The sequence below is a fragment of the Comamonas sp. BIGb0152 genome (assembly GCF_024809975.1).
GTDB lineage: Bacteria > Pseudomonadota > Gammaproteobacteria > Burkholderiales > Burkholderiaceae_C > Comamonas.
Genome location: NZ_JANUDY010000003.1, coordinates 43,815 through 64,300, shown reverse-complemented (window position 1 = coordinate 64,300; position 20,486 = coordinate 43,815). Strand labels below are relative to the sequence as shown.

Genomic DNA, 20,486 nt, shown 5'->3' with positions numbered 1-20,486 from the left:
ACCATGCGAGAACCCAGAGACACCAATACCGGAGACCACTCCGAGGCAATGACCCGCCGCAGCAAACTGCTGAGCCTGGTGCTTCGGCACAGCCCGCAGACCATTGGCTTGCAACTCGACAGCGCTGGTTGGGCGAACACGGACGATCTGCTCGCTTGCCTGGCCTGCAGTGGCAAACCCATGAGCCTGGCGCAGTTACAAGCGGTGGTTGCGGACAGCGACAAACAGCGTTTTGCCTTCAGCGAAGACGGCAGGCACATTCGTGCCAACCAGGGGCATTCGGTCGCGGTGGAGCTGCAATTGGCTCCCAGCGCTCCACCGGATACGCTCTTCCATGGCACAGCGACCCGTTTTCTTGATGCGATCCTGGCGCAAGGCCTGACACGCCAGCAGCGCCACCATGTGCATCTGTCGGCCAGCATCGAGACCGCTGGGGCGGTAGGGCGGCGCCATGGCAAGCTGGCCTTGCTGCAGGTGGATGCCGCACGCATGGTCGCCGATGGCCATGTGTTCTATTGTTCGGACAACGGTGTCTGGTTGACTGATGCAGTGCCTGTCACCTATCTACAGCAGCTGGGCACATGAGCCGCAATCGTGTGCTGGCACTGGATGCTGACGGCGTGCTGCTCGACTACAACCTGGCGTACGCCGGTGCCTGGAAGCGGACTTTTGGCCGGCAACCTGGGTTGCGCAACCCCAATGCCTACTGGGCAGCAGACCGCTGGGAGGTGGAGCGCCTGAGTGACGAGGCGCTGCATCGGTTCCGCGCGGGGTTTGATGCGCAGTTCTGGTCTGCCTTGCCTGCTATGCCAGGTGCGCTTGCGGCCTGTCAGCAGCTGGTGGCCGCCGGGTTTGAGCTGGTGTGCCTGACGGCGCTGCAGCCCCAGTTTGCTCAGGCGCGGCTTGGCAATTTACGCGCTCATGGCTTTCCGATTGAGCGTGTGATTGCCACCGGCCGCGATGCCCGTGGCGGCAGTCCAAAGACCGCAGCACTGTTGCAACTGCAGCCGCTGGCCTTAGTGGATGACTATTTGCCGAACTTTGATGGCCTGCCCGAAGGCATCCATAGCGCGCTGGTACTGCGCGAACCTGATGGCAGCCCCAACTGCGGGCCGGCACTACGACAGCTGCATTCCACCCATGCCAGCCTGGACGCGTTTGCGCACTGGTGGCTGGCTGGGAGACAAGAGAACTGATATGACACACACCAACGACATCATCCGCTCGGTGCCCGAACTGATCGCGCAGATTCAGGCGGGCCGGCAGCCCCGCTACCTGTTTTTCTGGGGCCACCAGCCCGAGGCCGATGGCCGCGTTGGCAAGGGTTGCCTGAGCCAGTGGTTTGAGGCCGGGTTCACGGTGGATGACGAGCACTATCGCAGTGCTGAGCACTTCATGATGGCCGAGAAGGCACGGTTGTTTGGCGATGGCGTGGCGCGGGCCAAGATTTTGCAATGCGCCAGCCCGGCGCAGGCCAAGGCGCTGGGCCGCACAGTGCGGAGCTTTGACAGCGAGCGCTGGAACGCCGCCTGCTTTGACATCGTGGTGCGCGGCAATGCGGCCAAGTTTGGCCAAAACGCGGGATTGATGAACTACCTGCTGACGACCGGGGAGCGCGTGCTGGTGGAGGCCAGCCCGGTGGACGCGATCTGGGGTATTGGCCTGGCGGCGCAAGATGCGCTGGCACAGCAGCCTGAACACTGGCGCGGCCTCAATCTTCTGGGCTTCGCGCTGATGGCGGCGCGCAAGCAACTGCGCGCCGGAGGCCAGTGATGCAGCCAACTCAGGACCGTTTTCAGGGCGCATTGCTGGGCCTGGCCTGCGGCGATGCCGTGGGCACCACCGTGGAATTCCAGTCGCGCGGCAGCTTTATGCCGCTGACCGATATGGTGGGCGGAGGCCCGTTCTCGCTGCGCGCAGGGCAGTGGACCGACGACACCTCGATGGCGCTGTGCCTGGCCGAGAGTCTGGTCATCAAGGGCGATTGCCACCCGGCAGACCAGATGGCACGCTATGCCAACTGGTACGAGTGGGGCTACTGGAGCTCCACCGGGCATTGCTTTGACATTGGCATAGCCACGCGGGGCGCTGTGCAGCGCTTTCTCCTCACCGGTGAACCGATAGCAGGCAGCACGGAGCCTGACAGCGCTGGCAATGGCTCGATCATGCGGCTGGCGCCCGTGGCGCTGCGCTTTTGCGGCGATGAGCAGCGCTTGCAGGACAAGGCTGCCCTCAGTTCGCAAACGACCCATGGCGCGGCGGAGTGCCTCGACGCCTGCCGCCTGTTGGCGGTAGCCATGGCCCGCGCCTTGCAGGGCCGGCCCAAAGGCGAGGTGCTGGCGCTGTCGGTTCTGCCACTGGCCAGCCCCCAGCTACAGCAGATCGCGCAGGGCCGTTACCTGACCAAAAGTCGGGAGGACATCCAAGGTTCGGGCTATGTAGTGCACAGCCTGGAAGCAGCACTGTGGTGCTTTGCCCGGCATGACTGCTTTGAGGATGCGGTGCTGGAGGCCGCGAATCTGGGCGACGACGCCGACACCACGGCGGCCATCACCGGCCAGATTGCTGGCGCGTTTTGGGGCGAGCAGGGCATACCGCGCCACTGGTTGCAGCGCCTACACTTGGCCGATGAAATCCGTGCGCTGGCTGTGCAGTTGTGGCAGGCGAACCAGGGCCTGCCTGCCGCTAAATAGGATGCCGCGCGATAATCAGACCCGCATACGGAATTGAGGGAGGATGCTATGCGGGCTGTATTGGGTTTGTCAGGATTACTGGTGGTGATGGCTATTGTGGCGCTGCTGATGAAGCAGAACATGGGCGTGACAAAGGCGCCCGCCCCGGCCGCCGTGGAAGGGCTGCGTGTGCCGCAGATCGACACCAGCAAGGATGTGAATGCGCAAAGCAGGCAGATCCAGCAGCAGGTGCAGGAACAGCTGAACCAGGCCGCGCAGCAGGATGCGCAGCGCCTCAAGCAAGCCGAAGAGTGAATGGTATGGCCGATAGTCCCGCTCCCGCCAGTACCGGTGGCCAGCTCGCCCCCCAGCCCGATGACGCGCACTGGATGCGCGCAGCGCTGGAGCAGGCGCGCGCCGCGGCGGCAGCTGGTGAAGTGCCGGTGGGTGCCGTGGTGGTGCGTGACGGCCAGATTGTGGGCCGGGGCTTTAACCACCCGATTGGCGCGCATGACCCCAGTGCCCATGCCGAGATGGAGGCATTGCGGGATGCGGCCCGGCGGCTGGGCAATTACCGGCTCGATGGCTGCACCCTGTATGTGAGCTTGGAGCCCTGCGCCATGTGCGCGGGCGCCATCTTGCATGCGCGGCTCCATCGCGTGGTCTGGGGTGCGGCTGAGCCGCGCACCGGGGCGGGGGGCTCGGTGCTGGATCTGTTTGCGCAGGCTGCACTGAACCACCACACCGCTGTGACCCCCGGGGTGCTGGCCGCAGAGGCGGCAGCCTTGCTGACCGAATTTTTTGGCCAGCGCCGCGTGCAGCAAAGGCAGCAGGCGCTGGCCAGCCACCGGCTGCGCGACGACGCACTGCGCACGCCCGACGCCGTGTTTGCCCCTGCGCTGGATTGCGGCTGCGCCAGCTGCTTTTACAGCGACTGGCCGTCCTTGGCAGGCCTGCGCCTGCATGTGAAGGACAGCGCGGGTCAGACCCCTCTCCCCGCCCCAACACCGGCACGCCAATGGCTGCTGCTGGCGGGCATGCCTGCGCACCAGGGTCTTTTCCGTGCGCTGGCTGCCGGCCTGGCCGCGCGGGGAGATCGCGTTGTGGTGCCCGACTGGCTGGGCCTGGGGCGCAGCGACAAGCCCAAAAAGGACCAGCGTCTGGGCGATGCGCAGCAGCTGGCGATGCTGCAAGACCTGATCAAGCATTTGCATCTGGATGGCGAACAAGGGCTGGTCGTGGTCGCTCATGGTGATGCCGCGCGCCTGGCCCAGGCCCTGGTGGTGCAGCAGGCTGCGCTGGACAGGCCCGTGCAGGGGCTGTGGTTGATCAACCCGCCCAGCGCCGCAGCGCCGAGCGCCGACTACCGGCTTTGGCTGGAGCAGTTGGCGCGCAAGCCTGCGCTGGATATTGCCGCCGCGCTGGGCACCAGTGCAATGGATGCAACGATGGATGCAGACCGCCAGCAATGGGCGGCGCAGTTTCCTGACAAGGGCTACCGCGCGGGGCTGCGTGCTTGGGCACGTGATGCATGGGCGGCAATGGATGCGCCCGTTTTGATGCCGACCGCATCAGCGCAAGCACTGCCCGTTCTGGTCAGCATGGGCGAGCAAGCACGCTGGTGGCCAGCGCCTGCAGAGGGCCTGGATGCCTGGCTCGCAGCTGTGGCTGCTGCGGCAGGTGGCGCCGGGCCGCTGGCTTGGCAGCGCTGCGCAGGCGGCGACTGGCTGCCACTGCAAAACAGCGCGGCGCTGCTGCAGGCCAGCCGCTTCTTTGATGCGGGCGCACAGCCCACAGCGCTGGGCTTGGTGGCGGCGGCTTTGCGCTGAGCCTATCTGCTGCACAATAGCCCGCAGCTGTTCCGCTTTCTGACCGACTATTTTGCTATGAGCTCCACTCCCAAAACACAGGCACCGATCACCGGCATCATCCACCACCCCTATACGCCAGATGCGCCTTTTACAGCGCCCCAGCCGGGCGTGTTCAAGGCATCGAGCGTGTTCTTCCCCAACGTGGCGGCGATGCGCAGCTGGGACTGGAAGGACAAGAGCGCCTTCACCTACGGCCTGCATGGCACGCCCACCACCTACATCCTGGAAGAGCGCATTGCCACCTTGGAGGGCGGCAGCTACTGCGTGCTGGTGCCCAGCGGCCTGGCGTCGATCTCGGTGATTGGCCTGGCTTTGCTGAAAAGCGGCGACCATGTGCTGCTGCCCGACAACGTCTACGGCCCGAGCAAAGGTTTTGCTGAGAGCGAGCTGCAGCGCTTTGGCGTCAGCATCGGCTACTACGACCCGATGCGGGTGGACCATTGCGCCAGCCTGATCCAGGACAACACGCGTCTGGTGTGGCTGGAGGCGGCCGGCTCGGTCAGCATGGAGTTCCCCGATCTGGTGGGCCTTGTGCGCCTGTGCCAGCAAAAGGGCATTGCCACGGCGCTGGACAACACCTGGGGCGCAGGTCTGGCCTTCAACTGCTTTGACCTGGATGGCGATGGCAGCTACCGCCTGGGCGTGGATGTGTCGGCGCATTCGCTCACCAAGTACCCCAGTGGCGGCGGTGATGTGCTGATGGGCTCCATCGTGACGCGCGATGCCGCTGTGCACCGCAAGGTGCAGGCCACCCACATGCACCTGGGCCTGGGTGTGGGGGTCAACGATATCGAGACGGTGCTGCGCAGCCTCCCCAGTTTGGCGCTGCGCTACCACGCGCAGGATGCGGCAGCGCGGCAGCTGGCGGCGTTTATGGCTGCGCATCCTGCCGTGGTGCAGTTGCTGCACCCGGCGTTTGCGGGATCGCCCGGCCATGCGCACTGGCAACAGCTGTGTGGAGAGGGTGCGGTGGCGGGCAAGCAGGGCGCTGCGGCGGGGCTGTTTAGCGTGGTGATTGACCCGCGCTTTAGCCAGCAGCAGATCGACCTGTTCTGCGAAAGCCTGCGCCTGTTCAAGCTGGCCTACAGTTGGGGCGGCCCCATCAGCCTGGTGGTGCCCTACAAGATCGGCAGCATGCGAGCCATTGGCGGGTCGCAATTGCAGCCGGGCACGGTGGTGCGCTTTTCTATCGGGCTGGAAGACGCCAACGACTTGCAGCAGGACTTGGCCCAGGCGCTGCAAAAGGCCTTTGGCTGATTCAACAAGCGCCTAAAACGACCGCCGCCCGCTTTGCGCTGGCGGCGTTTTTATTTCAGCAGCTTTTGCAGCTCGGGCCAGACATTGGCCAGCAGCTGCGGGTGGGCGCTGGCCAGCGGATGGATGCGGTCGGCCTGGAAGTTCTTCTCGGCGTTGGGAACATCGGCCACGCCATGTAGCAAGAAGGGTACGACGGCGGTTTTCTTCTCGCGTGCCAAGCTGGTGAAGACCTGGGCGAAATCGCTGGTGTACTTGCTGCCGTAGTTGGGCGGCACCTGCATGCCCAGCAGCAGCACCTGGGCGCCGGCTTGCTGGGCGCTGTCCACCATGGCGGCCAGATTGGCCTGGGTGCTGGCCAGCGGCAGGCCGCGCAGCGCGTCGTTGGCGCCCAGCTCCAGCACCACGATGCCGGGCTTGTGCTGGCTCAGCAACTGGGCAAAGCGGGCCCGGCCGCCAGCGGTGGTGTCGCCACTGATGCTGGCGTTGCGCACCTGGTAGGCTTTGGCGTTTTTACTTTGCGCCAGCTTGTCCTGCAGCAGGGCCACCCAGCCCGATCCACGTGCAATGCCGTATTCGGCGCTGATCGAATCACCCACCACCAAAATCGTGGCAGGCGTCTGTGGCGCAGCCGCCTGTGCTGTAAAACCTATAGCGACGGAGGTCATCATTGACAACGCTACGATGCTGCGCAGACACCGGCGTCGTGTGGCGGGTGTTCGATCATTGGAGGAGAGATTGGTTGTCATGACAGATGCAGTGCTTTCTCAATCGCAGGCGCCAGCCGCGGTGCTCGTGGCCCAGGGCCTGGGTAAATCGGTCTCGGATTCGACCGGCAGTTTGACCATTCTGCGCGATGTGGACTTTAGCATCGCCCAAGGGGAGACCGTCGCCATTGTCGGTGCATCGGGCTCGGGAAAAAGCACCTTGCTCTCGATCCTGGCGGGCCTGGACACCCCCAGCGTGGGCACCGTGCGGGTGACGGGCCAGGACATCTTTGCGCTGAGCGAGGATGACCGCGCGGCGCTGCGTGCGCGCACGATGGGCTTTGTGTTTCAGAACTTTCAATTGATGGGCAATTTGACGGCGCTGGAAAATGTGATGCTGCCGCTCGAATTGGCCGGCCAGCGTGATGCACGCAAGCAAGCGACTGCCATGCTCGAGCGTGTGGGCCTGGGCCAGCGCCTGTCGCATTACCCCAAGCTGCTGTCGGGCGGCGAGCAGCAGCGCGTGGCACTGGCCCGTGCCTTTGTGGTGCAGCCTGCCGTGTTGCTGGCCGACGAGCCCACCGGCAGCCTGGACTTTGCCACCGGCGAAGCGGTGATGCAGCTGGTGATGGACCTGAACCGCGAAGCGGGCACCACCTTGATCATGGTCACGCACGACCGGGCCATTGCCGCCCAGTGCCAGCGCGTGATCACCATTGCTGCGGGCGCCGTGGTGCAGGACAGCCGCGTTTAGGCTGTTTTTCCTTTTTCCATGCATTAAGACATCGGTAAGCTCCCACCGCCACAGTGCCCACCTGCGGACTGTGCTGTTGCGGGGTGAACTCCCATCCAGAGCGGCGTTCTGCGCTAGGGGCTTGCGATGGACGCATTGAATCTGCAATGGTTTGCATGGATGGCCGGGGGCTTTGCACCCACGGCTTGGGTGTTGGAATTGGCCCGCTGGCTGGGCATGGACGGCGTTGCACTGGCAGGGGCCCCACTGCTGTGGCTGTGGTGGAAGCGACCCGCCGACGACCGCCTGTATCTGCTGGGCAGCATGCTGTGCTGCGCTGCTGCCGTGCTGTTGGCGCACCGGCTGGCCCTCTGGGTGGGGCATCCTCGCCCCTTCGTCATGGGGCTCAGCCCCGCCTATATCGACCATGCCGCGCGCGGCTCGCTCCCCAGCGCGCATGCCAGTGCGCTCTTTTGCCTAGGTTTTTGCCTGCTGTGGCTGCAGCGTTTGCGCCTGGGCGGCGCGGTCATTGTGGCCGTGGCGCTGGCCGTGAGCTGGGGCCGGGTGTACTGCGGTGTGCATTTTCCGCTCGATATCGCAGCAGGTGCGGCGCTGGGCCTGGTGGTGGCCGGTGTGTACGGCTGGGTGTGGCGGCATGCCGGCCCGGTGCTGCAGGAGCGTGCAGACCTGGCGCTGCCAAACACTGCAGCGCCGCTGCAGTCCTCGCAAGCCGCATCGGTGGAATAGGCCATGCACAGCCAAGCCTTTGCGCGGGCGGCGCCTGCCCGCTTTGCCTGGACGATGGGAGCCACCATGGCCCTTTTGATGGGCGTTTGGCTGCTGGCGCTGGCGTGGCTGCGGCCGCTCAGCGATCCCGATGAGGGGCGCTATGCCGTGGCTGCTTGGCAGATGCTGCGCAGCGGCGATTGGGTGACGCCGGCGCTCAATGGCCTGCCTTTTTTCCACAAACCGCCGCTGTATTACTGGCTGGCCGCCACGGGCTTTGAGCTTGCCGGTGTGCATGAATGGGTGGCGCGTCTGCCGTCGCTGCTAGGCGCATGGCTGGCGGCCATGTCCTTGTTGGTCTTGCTCAAGCGCTATGCCAGCCAGACGCTGGCGGTGGCCGCCGCCGTGGTGCTGGTGACCATTCCCTATACCTACATGGCGGCGCAGTACGCCAATATGGATATGTTGCTGGCCGGGTGTTTGACGGCCTGCATTTGCAGTGCCGCGATGGCCAGCTTGGAAGCGCGCAAGGCGACTGGCAGGCGCTCCGGGGCGGCTTGGGTGGGCTGGCTGGCAGCGGCTGGCGCCTGGGCGGGGCTGGGTTTTTTGGCCAAGGGCCTTATTGCACTGGTGCTGCCAGGCCTGGTATGGGCCCTTTGGCTGGTGTGGGAGCGGCGTTGGCGCCAATGGTGGCTGCCGCTGCATGCGGCCGCTTGGCTGCCCGTGCTGTTGATTGCAGGGCCCTGGGTGTGGATGGCGCAGCAGCGCCACAGCGGTTTCTTCTACTACTTTTTTGTGACCCAGCACTTTCAGCGCTATACCGGCACCAGCTTCAACAATCCGCAGCCCTGGTGGTTTTATGGCGCGGTGATGGCGCTGGCGGCCTTGCCCTGGACGGCTTGGGCCTTGGCTGCTGGCTGGCGCTGTTGGAAGCGCCGGAGCGTGGTGGCCCAAGCCCATGCAGCACCGGCCATGGTGCCTAGCCTGGACCGGCTGATGCTGGTGTGGTTCGCCGTGGTGGTGGTGTTCTTCTCCATACCGCACAGCAAGATTGTCGGCTACGTGCTGCCTGCGCTGCCACCGCTGGCCTATGGGGTGGTGCGGCTGGTGCAGGCGGCCGGCTGGCAGCGCTGGGGCCGGCATGCGGCGGCTTTGTCTGCGCTCTTGTGTGTGGGGCTGGCAGTGGTGCTGGGCACCGTGGCGGTGCCTGCCAAAGCCCAGTGGCGGGCATTGCACAGCCTGCCCGTGCAGTCGGCCGACCGGCTGGTGATGCTGGAGCATCTGTACTACGAAGTGCCTTTTTACTTGCCTGCCATGGCTGCGCCGCCGCTGGTCGTGGATGACTGGAAAACCGGAGCGGGCCTGCAGGCTGATAACTGGAAGAAGGAGCTGAGCGATGCGGCGCAGTTTGCGCCGCAGCTGGGCAGCAGCCTATTGCTGGATGCGCAGGGCTTGCAGGCCTATGCCTGCACCCACCCGCTGCAGCGCCTGTGGGTGCTGGGCAGCGCAGAGGCGGCCCAGCGCCAAATGCCATCTGTGGTGGCTGCCGCGCCCGCCATGCATTTGGGCAGCACCCAGGTCTGGCAACTGCAGGCTGGCCAGGCCTGCGGCGGCGTACAGAGCAACGGCACAGGCCGCTGAGCGGTGATGCGGCCCAGGGGCCGCGCAGTTCGCCTTGGCCTACAGGGTCGCCCACGAACAAGGGGTATAACCGGGGGTTTCATCCCCTCCGCATGTCTGGAAAGTGAGAATGACCGTGGCAAAACCCAAAATCGGCGTGATTGTTGGCAGCAACAGCAAGACCTCCATCAACAAGCAACTGGCCCATGGCCTGGTGAACCTGGTGCAAGACCAGGCGGATTTCGAGTTCCTCGATCTGAGCGCGCTGCCCCTCTACAACCGCGATGATGATGCCGATGCCTACCCGGCGGCCTTTACCGCCTTCAAAGACAAGGTGCGCGGCAAGGACGGCATTTTGCTGGTGACGCCGGAGCACAACCGCTCGGTGCCGGCTTATCTGAAAAACGCGCTCGACGGCGCCAGCCGCCCTTATGGCAGTGGCGCATGGAGCGGCATCCCTGCTGCGGTGATCGGTACCTCGACCGGTGGCCCGGCATCGGCCATGGCCCAGCAGCATCTGCGCAATATCATCGTGTTTCTGGATATGCCGACCATGGCACAGCCTGAGGGATTTATCCGCTGGACGGATGGCCTGGTCAGCGCCGATGGCAAGGTCGCCGAGGCCAGCGAAAAGTTTCTGCGCAACTATATGGACCACTTCCTGGCCTGGGTGGCCAAGCATCCCAAGCAATAAACCTGCTCAGCGCAATCAACATGGCTGCGGTACGATGCAGCCATTTTTTCGACCAAGGCTGCCATGTTGAATTTACCCCTCCACCACTTGTACCGCGCCGCTGCTGCGGACGCCACCACGCCTTGGCTGCTGGTGCTGATGCATGGCGTGGGCAGCAATGAGCAAGATTTGTTTGGCCTGGCCGGCATGGTGCCGTCGGCCTTCCATGTGCTGAGCCTGCGCGCGCCTTACACCCTGGGCCCCAGCAGCTATGCCTGGTTCCAGTTTGGTGTGAATGCCGATGGCAGCCGCACTATCGATACCGCGCAGGAGCAAGCCAGCCGCGCGCTGGTGGCCCAGACCTGCAGCCAAGCGGCCCAGGCCTTGCAGATACCGGCCGAGCGGGTGGTGGTGGGTGGCTTCAGCCAGGGCGGCATCATGTCGCTGTCTGCGTTGCTGACCCAGCCGCAATTGCTGCAGGCCATCATGGTGTGGCACAGCCGTCTGCTACCCGAGATTGCCGCAGAACAAGTGGAGCCCGCGCAGCTGGCCGGGCGCCGTGCCTGGATCAGCCATGGCACGGCCGACAATGTGATTCCGTTGGCACAGGCCCATGCGATCCGCGCGGCGCTGCAAGCTACGCCTGTTGACTTGGCGTACCACGAATACCCCTGCCGCCATGAGCTGCATCCGCAAGAGCTGCAGGAGAGCATGGCCTGGCTGCAGGCGCTGACGCAGGACCAGCTGGGTTAAGGACGGCGTTTAACGGGCATCGGGGCGACCGGCGTCCGGGCGGAACAGCCCGGACAGCATGCGGTCGAGCTGCGGCCATTCCTGCGCGAACTGGCTGCGGTTGACAAAGTAGGCCTCGCAGGCCACCGCAAAGAACTCGGCCGGGGCCGTGGCGCCATAGCTGTCCAGCCAAGGGGCGGGCTCGCCAAAGCGCTGGGATTTGGCAATGGCGTGACCAAAGGCCTGGAAGGACGATGCCCAGCTGCGCTCCCAGGTCTGGCGTGCCTCGGCGGCACTGGCCAAGCCAAGAAAGCCGCCGGGCAGCGAGGGATAGCCATCGGCACCGCCATTGCGCATGTCGATCTTGTGGCAGAACTCGTGGATGACGACGCTGGTGCCGCGCGCGTTTTGTTGCAGCGGGTCTTGCGCAATCGCGGCCCAGCTCAAGGTGACGGGGCCATGCTGCATGGCCTCGCCTTCGAGCATCATGCGCCGGTGCGAGATGAGGCCAGCTTCGTCATGCATGTCTCTGGCGGCCACCATGGTGCCTGGGTGCACGACGATGCCGACAAAATCATCGTAGAGCGCGATGGCCTGCCGCGCCTCACCCCGGTGGAGCAAAGGCACGCAGGCCTGTGCGGCAATGGTCAGCGCCATGGCATCGCTCACCACCAGCCCATGGGCGCCCGAGAATTGTTTTTGGCGCAGAAACAGGGCGCTGAGCGCCCGCAGTTTGGCTTTTTCTTCGAGCGACAGCGCTTGGAGGAACGGGTATTTTTGCAGCACTTGCAGCCACAGGGCGGCGGGTATCTCCGGCACAGGGCGCGCCAGCGCGCGCAACCGGGACCAGGTGCGGTGCAGCCAGGCCATTTCAGCTTCCTGGCTGCGGCGGCTGGGCCAGGTAGTCTGCCAGCGCGATGCGCTGCAGACCCGAGGCGTCAATACGCAGCACCTCGGCGCGGGCGGGTTGCAAGTCAGTCTCCCAGTCGGTCAGCACCACGCGCTGGTGGTCGGCATCCAGCGGGTGGCTGGCAGGTCGGTGGGTGTGGCCGTGGATCAGCGTGGAGGCCTGGACCGTGTGCAACCAGGCCAGGGCTGCTTGGGTGTCTACATCGGCAGTGATCACCTCACGCATGCGGCGCGCCTCGCTTTGGCTGCGCATGGCGCCGGCCAACTGGCGGCGCTGGGCCAGCGGTTGGGCCAGAATCTGCTGCTGCCAGGCGGGGCTGCGCGCCACGGCGCGAAAGCGCTGGTAATCGGTATCTTCCACGCACAGCGCATCGCCATGGCTGAGCAGCCAGCGCTGGCCCAGAAAATCGATACAGCTGGGGTCCGGCAGCAATGGCATGCCGGTGCATTGGGCAAAGTGCGCGCCTACCAGAAAGTCGCGGTTGCCATGCATGAAGAAGAGGGCGCGCTCGCCGCTGGCCTGGCGCAAGGTCTGGGCGCATTCGGCCTCAAAGCTGCCGGCCTCATCCAGGGCGTCGTCGCCCACCCAGGCTTCAAACAAATCGCCCAGCATGAAGATCGCATCGGCGGTGCTGGCCTGCAAATATTGCTGCCAGCTGCGCAGTGTCAGCGGCAACTGGGGCTGCAGATGCAGATCAGAGATAAATTCGATGCTGCGCCAAGCGGGCGGCGCAGCGAAGGCATGGACTGCCGTGGTGGCCAACTGGGCACGCAATGCCCCATGCGGGTCTGCGGCGCTAGAGTCGGTCGGGTTGTCCATGCAAGCTAGGGGCCGCTGATTACAGCGCCACTGCCTTTTCGATCAGCAGCTCTTCTTTTGGCACGTCTTGGTGCATGCCCTTGGAGCCGGTCTTGACGGCCTTGATCTTGTCGACCACGTCGTTGCCGCCAACCACCTTGCCGAACACGGCATAGCCCCAGCCGCTAGGCGTAGGCGAGGTGTGGTTGAGGAAGTCGTTCTTGGCGACGTTGATGAAGAACTGGGCCGTTGCCGAGTGGGGGTCGCTGGTGCGGGCCATGGCCACGGTGTACTGGTCGTTCTTCAGGCCGTTTTGCGCTTCGTTCTGGATGGGAGCCTGGGTGGACTTCTGGTCCATGCCCGATGCAAAGCCGCCGCCTTGGACCATGAAGCTGTTGATCACGCGGTGGAAGATGGTGCCGTCGTAATGGCCGCTCTTCACATAGCTCAGAAAGTTTTCGGTGGACTTGGGGGCTTTTTCTGCGTCCAGCTCCAGCGTGATCACGCCGTGGTCTTTGATATGCAGTTCAACTTGTGGATTGCTCATGGTGTTTTTCCTGTTGAGAAAGGTGGGAAGGGTGCAGTTGGCGATGGTAGAGGCCAACTGCAAAGCCATTTACTTGACGACGGTGGCCGATTTGATGACGACCGGGGTCTTGGGCACATTCTGGTGCGGGCCGGCATTGCCGGTTTCCACGGCCTTGATCTTGTCGACCACCTCATTGCCGCTGACGACTTTGCCGAAAACGGCATAGCCGTTGCCATTGCCGCTGGCGTTCAGCGCATCGTTGTTCTGCACATTGATGAAGAACTGGGCAGTGGCCGAGTCCGGCACTGCCGTGCGGGCCATCGCAATGGTGTAGGTGTTGTTCTTGAGGCCGTTGTTGGCCTCCAGCGGGATAGGCGAGCGTGCAGGTTTTTGCTGCATGTCGGGGGTGAAGCCACCGCCCTGGATCATGAAGTTGCCGATCACGCGGTGGAAGATGGTGCCGTCGTAGAACTTGTCGTCCACGTACTGCAGGAAGTTGGCCACCGTTTTGGGCGCTTTTTCCGGATTCAGCTCCACCACGATGTCGCCCATCGAGGTGGTCAGTTTCACGCGGGGCTGGTCCGCCGCATGCGCGGCGCTGGTCAGCACCATGCCGCCGGCCAGTGCCAGGCCGCCCAGAATGGAAAGAGTGTGTCGTTTGGAAGGCATCGGTTTCCTCTGTCGTTGAATACGGTGATGGCCAGGGCAGGGCGCTGCGGGGTCCGCAAGGCATCCTGCGCTAGGCACAGATCATGGGCGTTGCACCGAGTTGAGGGCCAACGGTGCAAGATTCAAGGCAAGGCCCTTACTTTTTTGCGTCGGGCTCTGCTGCAACCGAAGCGGGCGCTGCATCAGCTGGCACTGCGGCAGCCGGCACTGCGGGCTGGGCCCGGGTGACCAGCAAGCGCAGGCTGCTGATCTTGGGCTGCAGCCGGGCTTGCTGCGCTGGCGCCAGCGTGCTGGCCTTGCTCAGCGATTGTTCGGCCAGGCGGATGTAGATATCGCCCAGGTTTTCATAGGCGGTGGCGTAACCCGGGTTGGCGCGTACGGCGTCTTGCAGCGCGCGGCTGGCTTTTTCCAGCTGGTTGTTCTGCGCGTAGAGCACGGCCAGGTTGTTGTAGGGCTCGGGCAGCTCAGGGTAGTCCTGCACCAGCTTTTCGAAGGTGGCGGTCGCGGCATCGCGCTGGCCCGCGTTCATCTGGGCCACACCTTGCAAAAAGCGCCACTGCGGGTCACGCGGGGCTTGCTGGATCTTGGGTTCGAGCTGCTCCAGTGCCAAGGCGGTCTGGCCGGACTGGATCAGCTTTTCCACCGCCGCGTATTCGTCCGCGTAGGCGGCGCTGCAGCTCAGGGCAAGCGCCAGCAAGGCGGCACGGGGCATCAGGGGAGAGAAAAGGCAACTGACTAACTTCATAGGGTTCGAGCGCGGTGAGCGCGTGCAAGTGGCCTGCAGGCTTATACTGCAGCGCATTGTAGCTGAGGGGCCTGGCGCCCCGGAACGGCGGGCGGCCATGGTTTGCAGGGCATGGCATCAGCTACCATACACCGTTCGGCGATCCATGCCGGGCTGCTGTGCCCAGGCAGGCGCTGCAAAACCCTCGCCCAATGGAATGGGCGCGGACCGGGATGAGGCGCTAGGCGTCTGTCCCTCTCTCAACCTTTACCACGCTAATTTTTCATGAGTTTGCGCATCTACAACACGCTTTCGCGTGCGCTGGAGTCATTTGTTCCGATTGAGCAGGGCCATGTCCGTATGTATGTATGCGGCATGACGGTCTATGACCTGTGTCATCTGGGACATGCGCGCTCGATGCTGGCGTTTGATGTGGTGCAGCGCTGGTTGCGCGTGAGCGGCTACCAGGTGACCTATGTGCGCAATGTCACCGACATTGAGGACAAGATCATCCGCCGCGCGGTGGAAAACGGCGAGACCATTCGCAGCCTGACCGACCGCATGATCGAGGCACTGCACCAGGATGCCGATGCGCTGGGCATCGAGCGGCCCACGCACGAGCCCCGTGCGACTGAATACGTGCCGCAGATGCTGTCCATCATCTCGCAGCTGGAAGCCAAAGGCCTGGCCTACCGCACCGAGGGCGGTGATGTGAACTATGCCGTGCGCAAGTTCCCGAGTTACGGCCAGCTGTCGGGCAAGTCGCTCGATGAGCTCAATGCCGGGGAGCGCGTAGCCGTGCAGGATGGCAAGCAAGATCCGCTGGATTTTGTGCTGTGGAAGAGCGCCAAGCCGACCGAGCCCGACGAGGCCAAGTGGCAGAGCAGCTACGGCACGGGCCGGCCCGGCTGGCACATCGAGTGCTCGGCCATGAGCTGCGCGCTGCTGGGGGAGACCTTCGATATCCATGGCGGCGGCGCAGACTTGCAGTTTCCCCACCACGAAAACGAGATTGCCCAGAGCGAAGGCGCGCACGACAAGCAGTTGGCCAAGCTGTGGATGCACAACGGCTTTATCAACGTCGACAACGAGAAGATGTCCAAGTCCTTGGGCAATTTCTTCACGATTCGCGATGTGCTCAAGCGCTACGACGCCGAGACGGTGCGCTTTTTTGTGGTGCGCAGCCATTACCGCAGCCCGCTCAACTACAGCGATGTGCACCTGGACGATGCCCGCAATGCCTTGAAGCGCCTCTATACCGCGCTGAGCCTGGTGGCCGCCGAGCCGGTGACCATCGACTGGAGCCACCCGAGCGCGGCGCGCTTCCAGGCGGCGATGGACGAGGACTTTGGCACGCCCGAAGCCGTGGCCGTGCTGTTTGAGTTGGCCGCTGAGGTCAACCGCAGCAAATCGCCCGCCGTGGCGGGCCTGCTCAAGGCCCTGGCCGCAACCCTGGGTCTGTTGCAGGCCGATCCTGCTGCCTATCTGCAAGCCGGCGCCAGTGTGGATGCCGCGTATATCGAGGCACAAATCGCCCTGCGTGCCGCTGCCAAGGCAGACAAAAACTATGCGGAATCCGACCGTATTCGCGCAGCACTGCTGGCCCAGGGGGTGGAGCTCAAGGACTCGGCGCAGGGCACAAGCTGGACGGTCGTCCAGGTGGTTTCTTGATGTCTGCTTGTGGGGCTCTGCGCCCATTCGCATTTTTGCGCGAACGGGCCTAGCGGCATGCCGGGTATCAGCAACAAGCCGCTGTCTGCGGACGATTGGGCCGTGGCCTGCAAGCACCTGGCCCGCAAGGACCGGGTGATGCGCCGGCTGGTGCCCCTGTATGCCGGCGAGATGCTGCGCCGCGAAGCCGATGGCTTTGCGCTGCTGATGCGCTCCGTCGTGTGGCAGCAGCTATCCGAGACATCGGCGCGGCAGCTGTGGAAGCGGCTGATGGCCGTGCCTGGCGCCACGACGCCCAAGGGCTTGCTGGCGCTGAGCGACGAGGCAGCCAAGGCGATCCGCCTGCCCCAGCGCAAGCTGGGCTATCTGCGCGATTTGGCCCAATGGTTTGTACAAGAGCCCAAGGATGCGCTGTCCTGGGTGCATGTGGATGACGATGCCGCCATTGAGCAGCTGCTGGCCCAGCGCGGGGTAGCCCGCTGGGGTGCAGAGATGTTTTTGCTGTTCCACCTGGGGCGGCCCAATGTGCTGGCCATTGATGATGCCGCGCTGCTGCAGGGCATCAGCGACCATTATTTTTCTGGCGAGGCCGTCAGCCGCAGCGATGCGCGCGAGGTGGCCCAGGCCTGGCAGCCCTGGGCGAGTGTGGCGGCCTGGCTGATCTGGCGATCCCAAAATGCCATGCCGCTGGGGCAGGATGCTGATTGACGGGGCTTGACCGCATGCGGTTACACTGTCGGTCGTTATGAGAAGGCTGCCTGCAGCGCTTCCCGAGGAGAATCATTTTGGCGAAAAGAACCTTCCTGGATTTCGAGCAACCGATTGCGGAGCTGGAAACCAAAATTGATGAACTGCGCTATGTGCAAAGCGAAAGTGCCGTCGATATCTCTGAAGAGATTGACCAGCTCAGCAAAAAAAGCCAGCAGCTGACCAAGGACATCTACAGCGAACTCTCACCCTGGCAGATCACCAAGATCGCGCGCCATCCCGAGCGTCCCTATACCCTGGATTACGTCAACGAGATCTTCACCGATTTCGTCGAGATGCATGGCGACCGCCACTTTGCCGATGACCTGTCCATCGTGGGCGGCCTGGCGCGCTTCAATGGCAACCCCTGCATGGTGGTGGGCCACCAAAAGGGCCGCGACACCAAGGAGCGCACCTTGCGCAACTTTGGCATGAGCAAGCCCGAAGGCTACCGCAAGGCGCTGCGCCTGATGAAGACGGCCGAGAAGTTCAAGCTCCCGGTGTTCACCTTTGTGGATACCCCCGGCGCCTATCCCGGCATCGAGGCAGAAGAGCGTGGCCAGTCGGAAGCCATTGGCCGCAACATCTATGAAATGGCGCAGCTGGAAGTGCCCATCATCTCCACCATCATCGGTGAAGGTGGTTCGGGCGGCGCGCTGGGTATTTCGGTGGCCGACCAGGTGTTGATGATGCAGTACTCGGTGTACTCGACCATCAGCCCCGAAGGCTGCGCCTCCATTCTGTGGAAAACCAGCGACAAGGCCCAGGAAGCGGCTGACGCCATGGGCATCACCGCGCACCGCCTCAAGGCGCTGGGCCTGATCGACAAGATCATCCACGAACCCGTGGGCGGCGCCCACCGCGACCACAAGCAAATGGCGGCCTTGCTCAAGCGCGGCCTGAGCGATGCCTTCCGCCAGCTGGCCGACTTGAAGCCGGCCGAGCTGCTGGACCGCCGCTACGAGCGCCTGCAAAGCTATGGCCGTTTTTCGGACACCAAGGCTGAACACTGATGTGTGCCGCAGCGCGCATCTGATGCTGCGCCGCTGCTGCTGCCAAGCCTCCCTTTGCGGAGGCTTTTTGCTAGGGGGCGGTTGCCATGGCTGAGCCCGCTATTCTTGCGGCCTTGAAGGGCTGGCAACCTGCACTGCCGCTGGCGGTGGCCTACAGCGGCGGAGCGGATTCGACCGCCTTGCTCTGGGCCTGCCAGCAGCGCTACCCCGGCCAGGTGCAGGCCATCCACATCAACCACGGCCTGCAGGCGGCAGCCAGCATTTTTGAGGCGCATTGCCGCGCCCAATGTGCTGCTTGGGATGTGCCCTTGCAGGTGGTGACAGTGGACGCCCACCCGCAATCCGGCCAGAGCCCCGAGGACGCAGCGCGCATTGCCCGCTACCAGGCGCTGGCCCGCGCTGCATGGACGGCTGCTGAAGGCGGGCAGGGCGGTATCCAGACCATGGCGCTGGCCCAGCATGCCGACGACCAAGTGGAAACCGTCGTGCTGGCGCTGTCACGCGGTGCGGGTGTTGCGGGTTTGGCGGGCATGCGCCCGCAGTGGGAGCGTGCGGGGCTGCACTGGGCGCGGCCTTATCTAGCGCTGGGCAGTGCGCAGATTCGCGCTGATCTGACTGCGTTGGGCATTGCCTGGGTGGAAGACCCCAGCAACACCGACACCCGCTACACCCGCAACCGCATCCGCAACCAGGTGATGCCGGGCTTGGCGCAGGCCTTTCCGCAGATCGCGCAGACCGTGGCGCGCAGCAGCGCGCATGCGGCGCAGGCAGCAGAGCTGCTCGACGACCTGGCGCGGATGGACCTGGATAGCACAGGCGCACCGCCGCGTATCCGAGCGCTGCAGGCCTTGTCTGCCGCACGCATGGCCAATGTCTTGCGCTACTGGCTGCGCAGCGCGCATGGCCAAACCCCCAGTGCTGCGCAGCTGGCGCAACTGCTTTCGCAATTGCAACGCTGCACCACGCGGGGCCACCAAATCCATATAAAAGTAGGCCTTGGGTATATACAGCGCCACAGAGATGTCATCGATTGGTACAATCCGCCAGTTTTGGTCTGACTAATGTACGAATCCGACGGCGTGCCAAAACACTTTGCATCAACGCCGAGCTTCGTGTTTCGTCATCGTGATATTCAATGGCACTGATCGTTCATAAGTACGGCGGCACGTCGATGGGCTCCTCCGAGCGCATCCGCAATGTCGCCAAACGCGTCGCCAAGTGGGCAAGGGCTGGCCACCAGATGGTGGTGGTGCCCAGCGCCATGAGTGGCGAAACCAACCGTCTGTTGGGCCTGGCCAGTGAGCTGGCACCCAGCCGCGCGGACAAATCCTATTACCGTGAGCTGGACATGCTGGCCGCCACTGGCGAGCAGGCCTCGTCGGCCTTGCTGGCCATTGCGCTGCAGGCCGAAGGCGTGCCCTCGGTGAGCTACACCGGCTGGCAAGTGCCGGTGCGCACCGATGACAGCTACACCAAGGCGCGCATTGAGTCGATTGACGACCAGCGCGTGCGGACCGATCTGGACGCCGGCCGGGTAGTCATCGTCACAGGCTTCCAGGGCATTGACCCACACGGCAACATCACGACCCTGGGTCGTGGGGGTTCGGACACCTCGGCTGTCGCCGTGGCCGCTGCCCTCAAGGCTGCTGAATGCCTGATCTACACCGACGTCGATGGTGTTTACACCACCGACCCGCGTGTTGTGTCGGCCGCGCAGCGCCTCAAGACCGTCAGCTTTGAAGAAATGCTGGAGATGGCGAGCCTGGGCTCCAAGGTGTTGCAGATTCGCTCGGTGGAATTCGCCGGTAAGTACAAAGTGCCAATGCGTGTGCTGTCGAGCTTCACGCCCTGGGATATTGCATTGGATGAAGAGGCCAAGTCGGGCACTCTGATCACATTTGAGGAAGACGAAAAGATGGAAAAGGCCCTCGTATCGGGCATCGCTTTCAACCGCAGCGAAGCCAAAATCTCTGTCCGTGGCGTGCCTGACACCCCTGGTATTGCCTACCAGATCCTGGGCCCGGTGGCTGATGCCAACATCGATGTGGACGTGATCCTGCAGAACATCGGCAAGGACGGCAAGACGGACTTCAGCTTCACCGTCAACCAGGCTGACTTCAACCGCACCGTGGAGCTGCTGCGCGAAGAAGTCCTGCCCAAGCTCGGCGCAGACGAAGTCATTGGCAATCCCAACATCTGCAAGGTGAGCATCGTCGGTATCGGCATGCGCAGCCATGTGGGCGTGGCATCGACCATGTTCCGCGCGCTGGCCGAAGAGGGTATCAACATCCAGATGATCTCGACCTCCGAGATCAAGACCTCCGTCGTCATCGACGAGAAGTACCTGGAGCTGGCCGTGCGCGCACTGCACACCGCTTTTGGTCTGGATTCTGCAGAAGTTTCCAAATCGGCCTAAATTTTCAGGTTAGAATAGCTT

General features: G+C 63.9%; 23 protein-coding genes. 17 read left to right on the top strand and 6 right to left on the bottom strand.

Annotation, left to right across the window (positions count from 1 at the left end; all coding sequences use genetic code 11):
• Window positions 1-3 precede the first annotated feature (3 nt).
• The 7 genes from M2375_RS07215 to M2375_RS07185 all read left to right on the top strand — a co-directional run bounded on the left by M2375_RS07215 (window position 4) and on the right by M2375_RS07185 (window position 5,800).
• On the top strand, window positions 4-585 hold the full coding sequence (locus M2375_RS07215) for an RNA 2'-phosphotransferase (protein WP_259164882.1): 582 nt from the start codon (window positions 4-6) through the stop codon (window positions 583-585).
• Window positions 582-1,196, top strand: coding sequence for an HAD family hydrolase (locus M2375_RS07210; RefSeq protein WP_259164881.1), 615 nt, complete (start codon window positions 582-584; stop codon window positions 1,194-1,196). Before M2375_RS07215 ends, M2375_RS07210 begins: the two co-directional genes overlap by 4 nt.
• Before the next feature lies 1 nt (window position 1,197).
• Complete coding sequence (locus M2375_RS07205) at window positions 1,198-1,773, top strand: NADAR family protein (RefSeq protein ID WP_259164880.1); 576 nt, start codon at window positions 1,198-1,200, stop codon at window positions 1,771-1,773.
• Window positions 1,773-2,693, top strand: a complete 921-nt coding sequence (locus M2375_RS07200) for an ADP-ribosylglycohydrolase family protein (protein WP_259164879.1) — start codon at window positions 1,773-1,775, stop codon at window positions 2,691-2,693. Before M2375_RS07205 ends, M2375_RS07200 begins: the two co-directional genes overlap by 1 nt.
• 84 nt (window positions 2,694-2,777) lie before the next feature.
• Entirely contained in the window at window positions 2,778-2,987 is a 210-nt protein-coding gene (locus M2375_RS07195) for a hypothetical protein (RefSeq protein WP_259164878.1), read from the top strand.
• 5 nt (window positions 2,988-2,992) lie between these two features.
• On the top strand, window positions 2,993-4,501 hold the full coding sequence (gene tadA / locus M2375_RS07190; protein WP_259164877.1) for a tRNA adenosine(34) deaminase TadA: 1,509 nt from the start codon (window positions 2,993-2,995) through the stop codon (window positions 4,499-4,501).
• 57 nt (window positions 4,502-4,558) lie between these two features.
• The gene (locus M2375_RS07185) at window positions 4,559-5,800 is read left to right on the top strand and encodes a PLP-dependent transferase (RefSeq protein WP_259164876.1); all 1,242 of its coding nucleotides are present in this window, start codon (window positions 4,559-4,561) and stop codon (window positions 5,798-5,800) included.
• Between the two features lie 50 nt (window positions 5,801-5,850).
• Here the strand turns inward: M2375_RS07185 and M2375_RS07180 are convergent, their stop codons facing one another.
• Entirely contained in the window at window positions 5,851-6,465 is a 615-nt protein-coding gene (locus M2375_RS07180) for an arylesterase (RefSeq protein WP_259164875.1), read from the bottom strand.
• Between the two features lie 79 nt (window positions 6,466-6,544).
• Here M2375_RS07180 and M2375_RS07175 point away from each other — a divergent pair, with 79 nt between their 5' ends.
• The 5 genes from M2375_RS07175 (at window position 6,545) to M2375_RS07155 (ending at window position 11,009) form a co-directional block, all read left to right on the top strand.
• Window positions 6,545-7,258, top strand: a complete 714-nt coding sequence (locus tag M2375_RS07175) for an ABC transporter ATP-binding protein (protein WP_259164872.1) — start codon at window positions 6,545-6,547, stop codon at window positions 7,256-7,258.
• Window positions 7,259-7,384: 126 nt separating this feature from the next.
• Window positions 7,385-7,984, top strand: a complete 600-nt coding sequence (locus M2375_RS07170) for a phosphatase PAP2 family protein (protein ID WP_259164871.1) — start codon at window positions 7,385-7,387, stop codon at window positions 7,982-7,984.
• A gap of 3 nt (window positions 7,985-7,987) precedes the next feature.
• The gene (locus M2375_RS07165) at window positions 7,988-9,604 is read left to right on the top strand and encodes a glycosyltransferase family 39 protein (protein WP_259164870.1); all 1,617 of its coding nucleotides are present in this window, start codon (window positions 7,988-7,990) and stop codon (window positions 9,602-9,604) included.
• 115 nt (window positions 9,605-9,719) lie between these two features.
• Window positions 9,720-10,277: an NADPH-dependent FMN reductase gene (locus M2375_RS07160; RefSeq protein ID WP_259164869.1), complete on the top strand. Its 558-nt coding sequence runs from the start codon at window positions 9,720-9,722 to the stop codon at window positions 10,275-10,277.
• 63 nt (window positions 10,278-10,340) lie between these two features.
• Window positions 10,341-11,009, top strand: coding sequence for an alpha/beta hydrolase (locus tag M2375_RS07155; RefSeq protein WP_259164868.1), 669 nt, complete (start codon window positions 10,341-10,343; stop codon window positions 11,007-11,009).
• A 9-nt stretch (window positions 11,010-11,018) separates the two neighbouring features.
• Here M2375_RS07155 and M2375_RS07150 read toward each other — a convergent pair whose 3' ends face one another.
• The 5 genes from M2375_RS07150 to M2375_RS07130 all read right to left on the bottom strand — a co-directional run bounded on the left by M2375_RS07150 (window position 11,019) and on the right by M2375_RS07130 (window position 14,639).
• Window positions 11,019-11,858, bottom strand: a complete 840-nt coding sequence (locus tag M2375_RS07150) for a zinc-dependent peptidase (protein ID WP_259164867.1) — start codon at window positions 11,856-11,858, stop codon at window positions 11,019-11,021.
• Window position 11,859: 1 nt separating this feature from the next.
• Window positions 11,860-12,717, bottom strand: a complete 858-nt coding sequence (locus M2375_RS07145) for a UDP-2,3-diacylglucosamine diphosphatase (RefSeq protein ID WP_259164865.1) — start codon at window positions 12,715-12,717, stop codon at window positions 11,860-11,862.
• Window positions 12,718-12,736: 19 nt separating this feature from the next.
• Complete coding sequence (locus M2375_RS07140) at window positions 12,737-13,243, bottom strand: peptidylprolyl isomerase (RefSeq protein WP_259164864.1); 507 nt, start codon at window positions 13,241-13,243, stop codon at window positions 12,737-12,739.
• Between the two features lie 69 nt (window positions 13,244-13,312).
• Window positions 13,313-13,894: a peptidylprolyl isomerase gene (locus tag M2375_RS07135; RefSeq protein WP_404979287.1), complete on the bottom strand. Its 582-nt coding sequence runs from the start codon at window positions 13,892-13,894 to the stop codon at window positions 13,313-13,315.
• Window positions 13,895-14,030: 136 nt separating this feature from the next.
• Window positions 14,031-14,639, bottom strand: a complete 609-nt coding sequence (locus tag M2375_RS07130) for a tetratricopeptide repeat protein (protein WP_259164863.1) — start codon at window positions 14,637-14,639, stop codon at window positions 14,031-14,033.
• A gap of 264 nt (window positions 14,640-14,903) precedes the next feature.
• Between M2375_RS07130 and cysS the strand changes: the two genes are divergently transcribed.
• The 5 genes from cysS to M2375_RS07105 all read left to right on the top strand — a co-directional run bounded on the left by cysS (window position 14,904) and on the right by M2375_RS07105 (window position 20,465).
• Window positions 14,904-16,289, top strand: coding sequence for a cysteine--tRNA ligase (gene cysS / locus M2375_RS07125; RefSeq protein WP_259164862.1), 1,386 nt, complete (start codon window positions 14,904-14,906; stop codon window positions 16,287-16,289).
• Between the two features lie 57 nt (window positions 16,290-16,346).
• Window positions 16,347-16,997 (top strand): DNA-3-methyladenine glycosylase, encoded by a 651-nt coding sequence (locus tag M2375_RS07120; RefSeq protein ID WP_259164861.1) that lies wholly within the window; start codon window positions 16,347-16,349, stop codon window positions 16,995-16,997.
• A 77-nt stretch (window positions 16,998-17,074) separates the two neighbouring features.
• A complete protein-coding gene (locus tag M2375_RS07115) occupies window positions 17,075-18,049 on the top strand; it encodes an acetyl-CoA carboxylase carboxyltransferase subunit alpha (protein ID WP_259164860.1) in 975 nt (324 codons plus the stop codon).
• An 86-nt stretch (window positions 18,050-18,135) separates the two neighbouring features.
• Window positions 18,136-19,107 (top strand): tRNA lysidine(34) synthetase TilS, encoded by a 972-nt coding sequence (gene tilS, locus M2375_RS07110; RefSeq protein ID WP_259164857.1) that lies wholly within the window; start codon window positions 18,136-18,138, stop codon window positions 19,105-19,107.
• A gap of 77 nt (window positions 19,108-19,184) precedes the next feature.
• Complete coding sequence (locus M2375_RS07105; RefSeq protein WP_259164856.1) at window positions 19,185-20,465, top strand: aspartate kinase; 1,281 nt, start codon at window positions 19,185-19,187, stop codon at window positions 20,463-20,465.
• Window positions 20,466-20,486: the final 21 nt, after the last annotated feature.

Bases quoted from the DNA above. Each gene is read 5' to 3' on its own strand.
- M2375_RS07215 (WP_259164882.1), top strand. From the start codon at position 4: ATGCGAGAACCCAGAGACACCAATACCGGAGACCACTCCGAGGCAATG.
- M2375_RS07210 (WP_259164881.1), top strand. From the start codon at position 582: ATGAGCCGCAATCGTGTGCTGGCACTGGATGCTGACGGCGTGCTGCTC.
- M2375_RS07205 (WP_259164880.1), top strand. From the start codon at position 1,198: ATGACACACACCAACGACATCATCCGCTCGGTGCCCGAACTGATCGCG.
- M2375_RS07200 (WP_259164879.1), top strand. From the start codon at position 1,773: ATGCAGCCAACTCAGGACCGTTTTCAGGGCGCATTGCTGGGCCTGGCC.
- tadA (WP_259164877.1), top strand. From the start codon at position 2,993: ATGGCCGATAGTCCCGCTCCCGCCAGTACCGGTGGCCAGCTCGCCCCC.
- M2375_RS07185 (WP_259164876.1), top strand. From the start codon at position 4,559: ATGAGCTCCACTCCCAAAACACAGGCACCGATCACCGGCATCATCCAC.
- M2375_RS07180 (WP_259164875.1), bottom strand. From the start codon at position 6,465: ATGACCTCCGTCGCTATAGGTTTTACAGCACAGGCGGCTGCGCCACAG.
- M2375_RS07175 (WP_259164872.1), top strand. From the start codon at position 6,545: ATGACAGATGCAGTGCTTTCTCAATCGCAGGCGCCAGCCGCGGTGCTC.
- M2375_RS07170 (WP_259164871.1), top strand. From the start codon at position 7,385: ATGGACGCATTGAATCTGCAATGGTTTGCATGGATGGCCGGGGGCTTT.
- M2375_RS07165 (WP_259164870.1), top strand. From the start codon at position 7,988: ATGCACAGCCAAGCCTTTGCGCGGGCGGCGCCTGCCCGCTTTGCCTGG.
- M2375_RS07155 (WP_259164868.1), top strand. From the start codon at position 10,341: ATGTTGAATTTACCCCTCCACCACTTGTACCGCGCCGCTGCTGCGGAC.
- M2375_RS07150 (WP_259164867.1), bottom strand. From the start codon at position 11,858: ATGGCCTGGCTGCACCGCACCTGGTCCCGGTTGCGCGCGCTGGCGCGC.
- M2375_RS07145 (WP_259164865.1), bottom strand. From the start codon at position 12,717: ATGGACAACCCGACCGACTCTAGCGCCGCAGACCCGCATGGGGCATTG.
- M2375_RS07140 (WP_259164864.1), bottom strand. From the start codon at position 13,243: ATGAGCAATCCACAAGTTGAACTGCATATCAAAGACCACGGCGTGATC.
- M2375_RS07135 (WP_404979287.1), bottom strand. From the start codon at position 13,894: ATGCCTTCCAAACGACACACTCTTTCCATTCTGGGCGGCCTGGCACTG.
- M2375_RS07130 (WP_259164863.1), bottom strand. From the start codon at position 14,639: ATGAAGTTAGTCAGTTGCCTTTTCTCTCCCCTGATGCCCCGTGCCGCC.
- cysS (WP_259164862.1), top strand. From the start codon at position 14,904: ATGAGTTTGCGCATCTACAACACGCTTTCGCGTGCGCTGGAGTCATTT.
- M2375_RS07120 (WP_259164861.1), top strand. From the start codon at position 16,347: ATGCCGGGTATCAGCAACAAGCCGCTGTCTGCGGACGATTGGGCCGTG.
- tilS (WP_259164857.1), top strand. From the start codon at position 18,136: ATGGCTGAGCCCGCTATTCTTGCGGCCTTGAAGGGCTGGCAACCTGCA.
- M2375_RS07105 (WP_259164856.1), top strand. From the start codon at position 19,185: ATGGCACTGATCGTTCATAAGTACGGCGGCACGTCGATGGGCTCCTCC.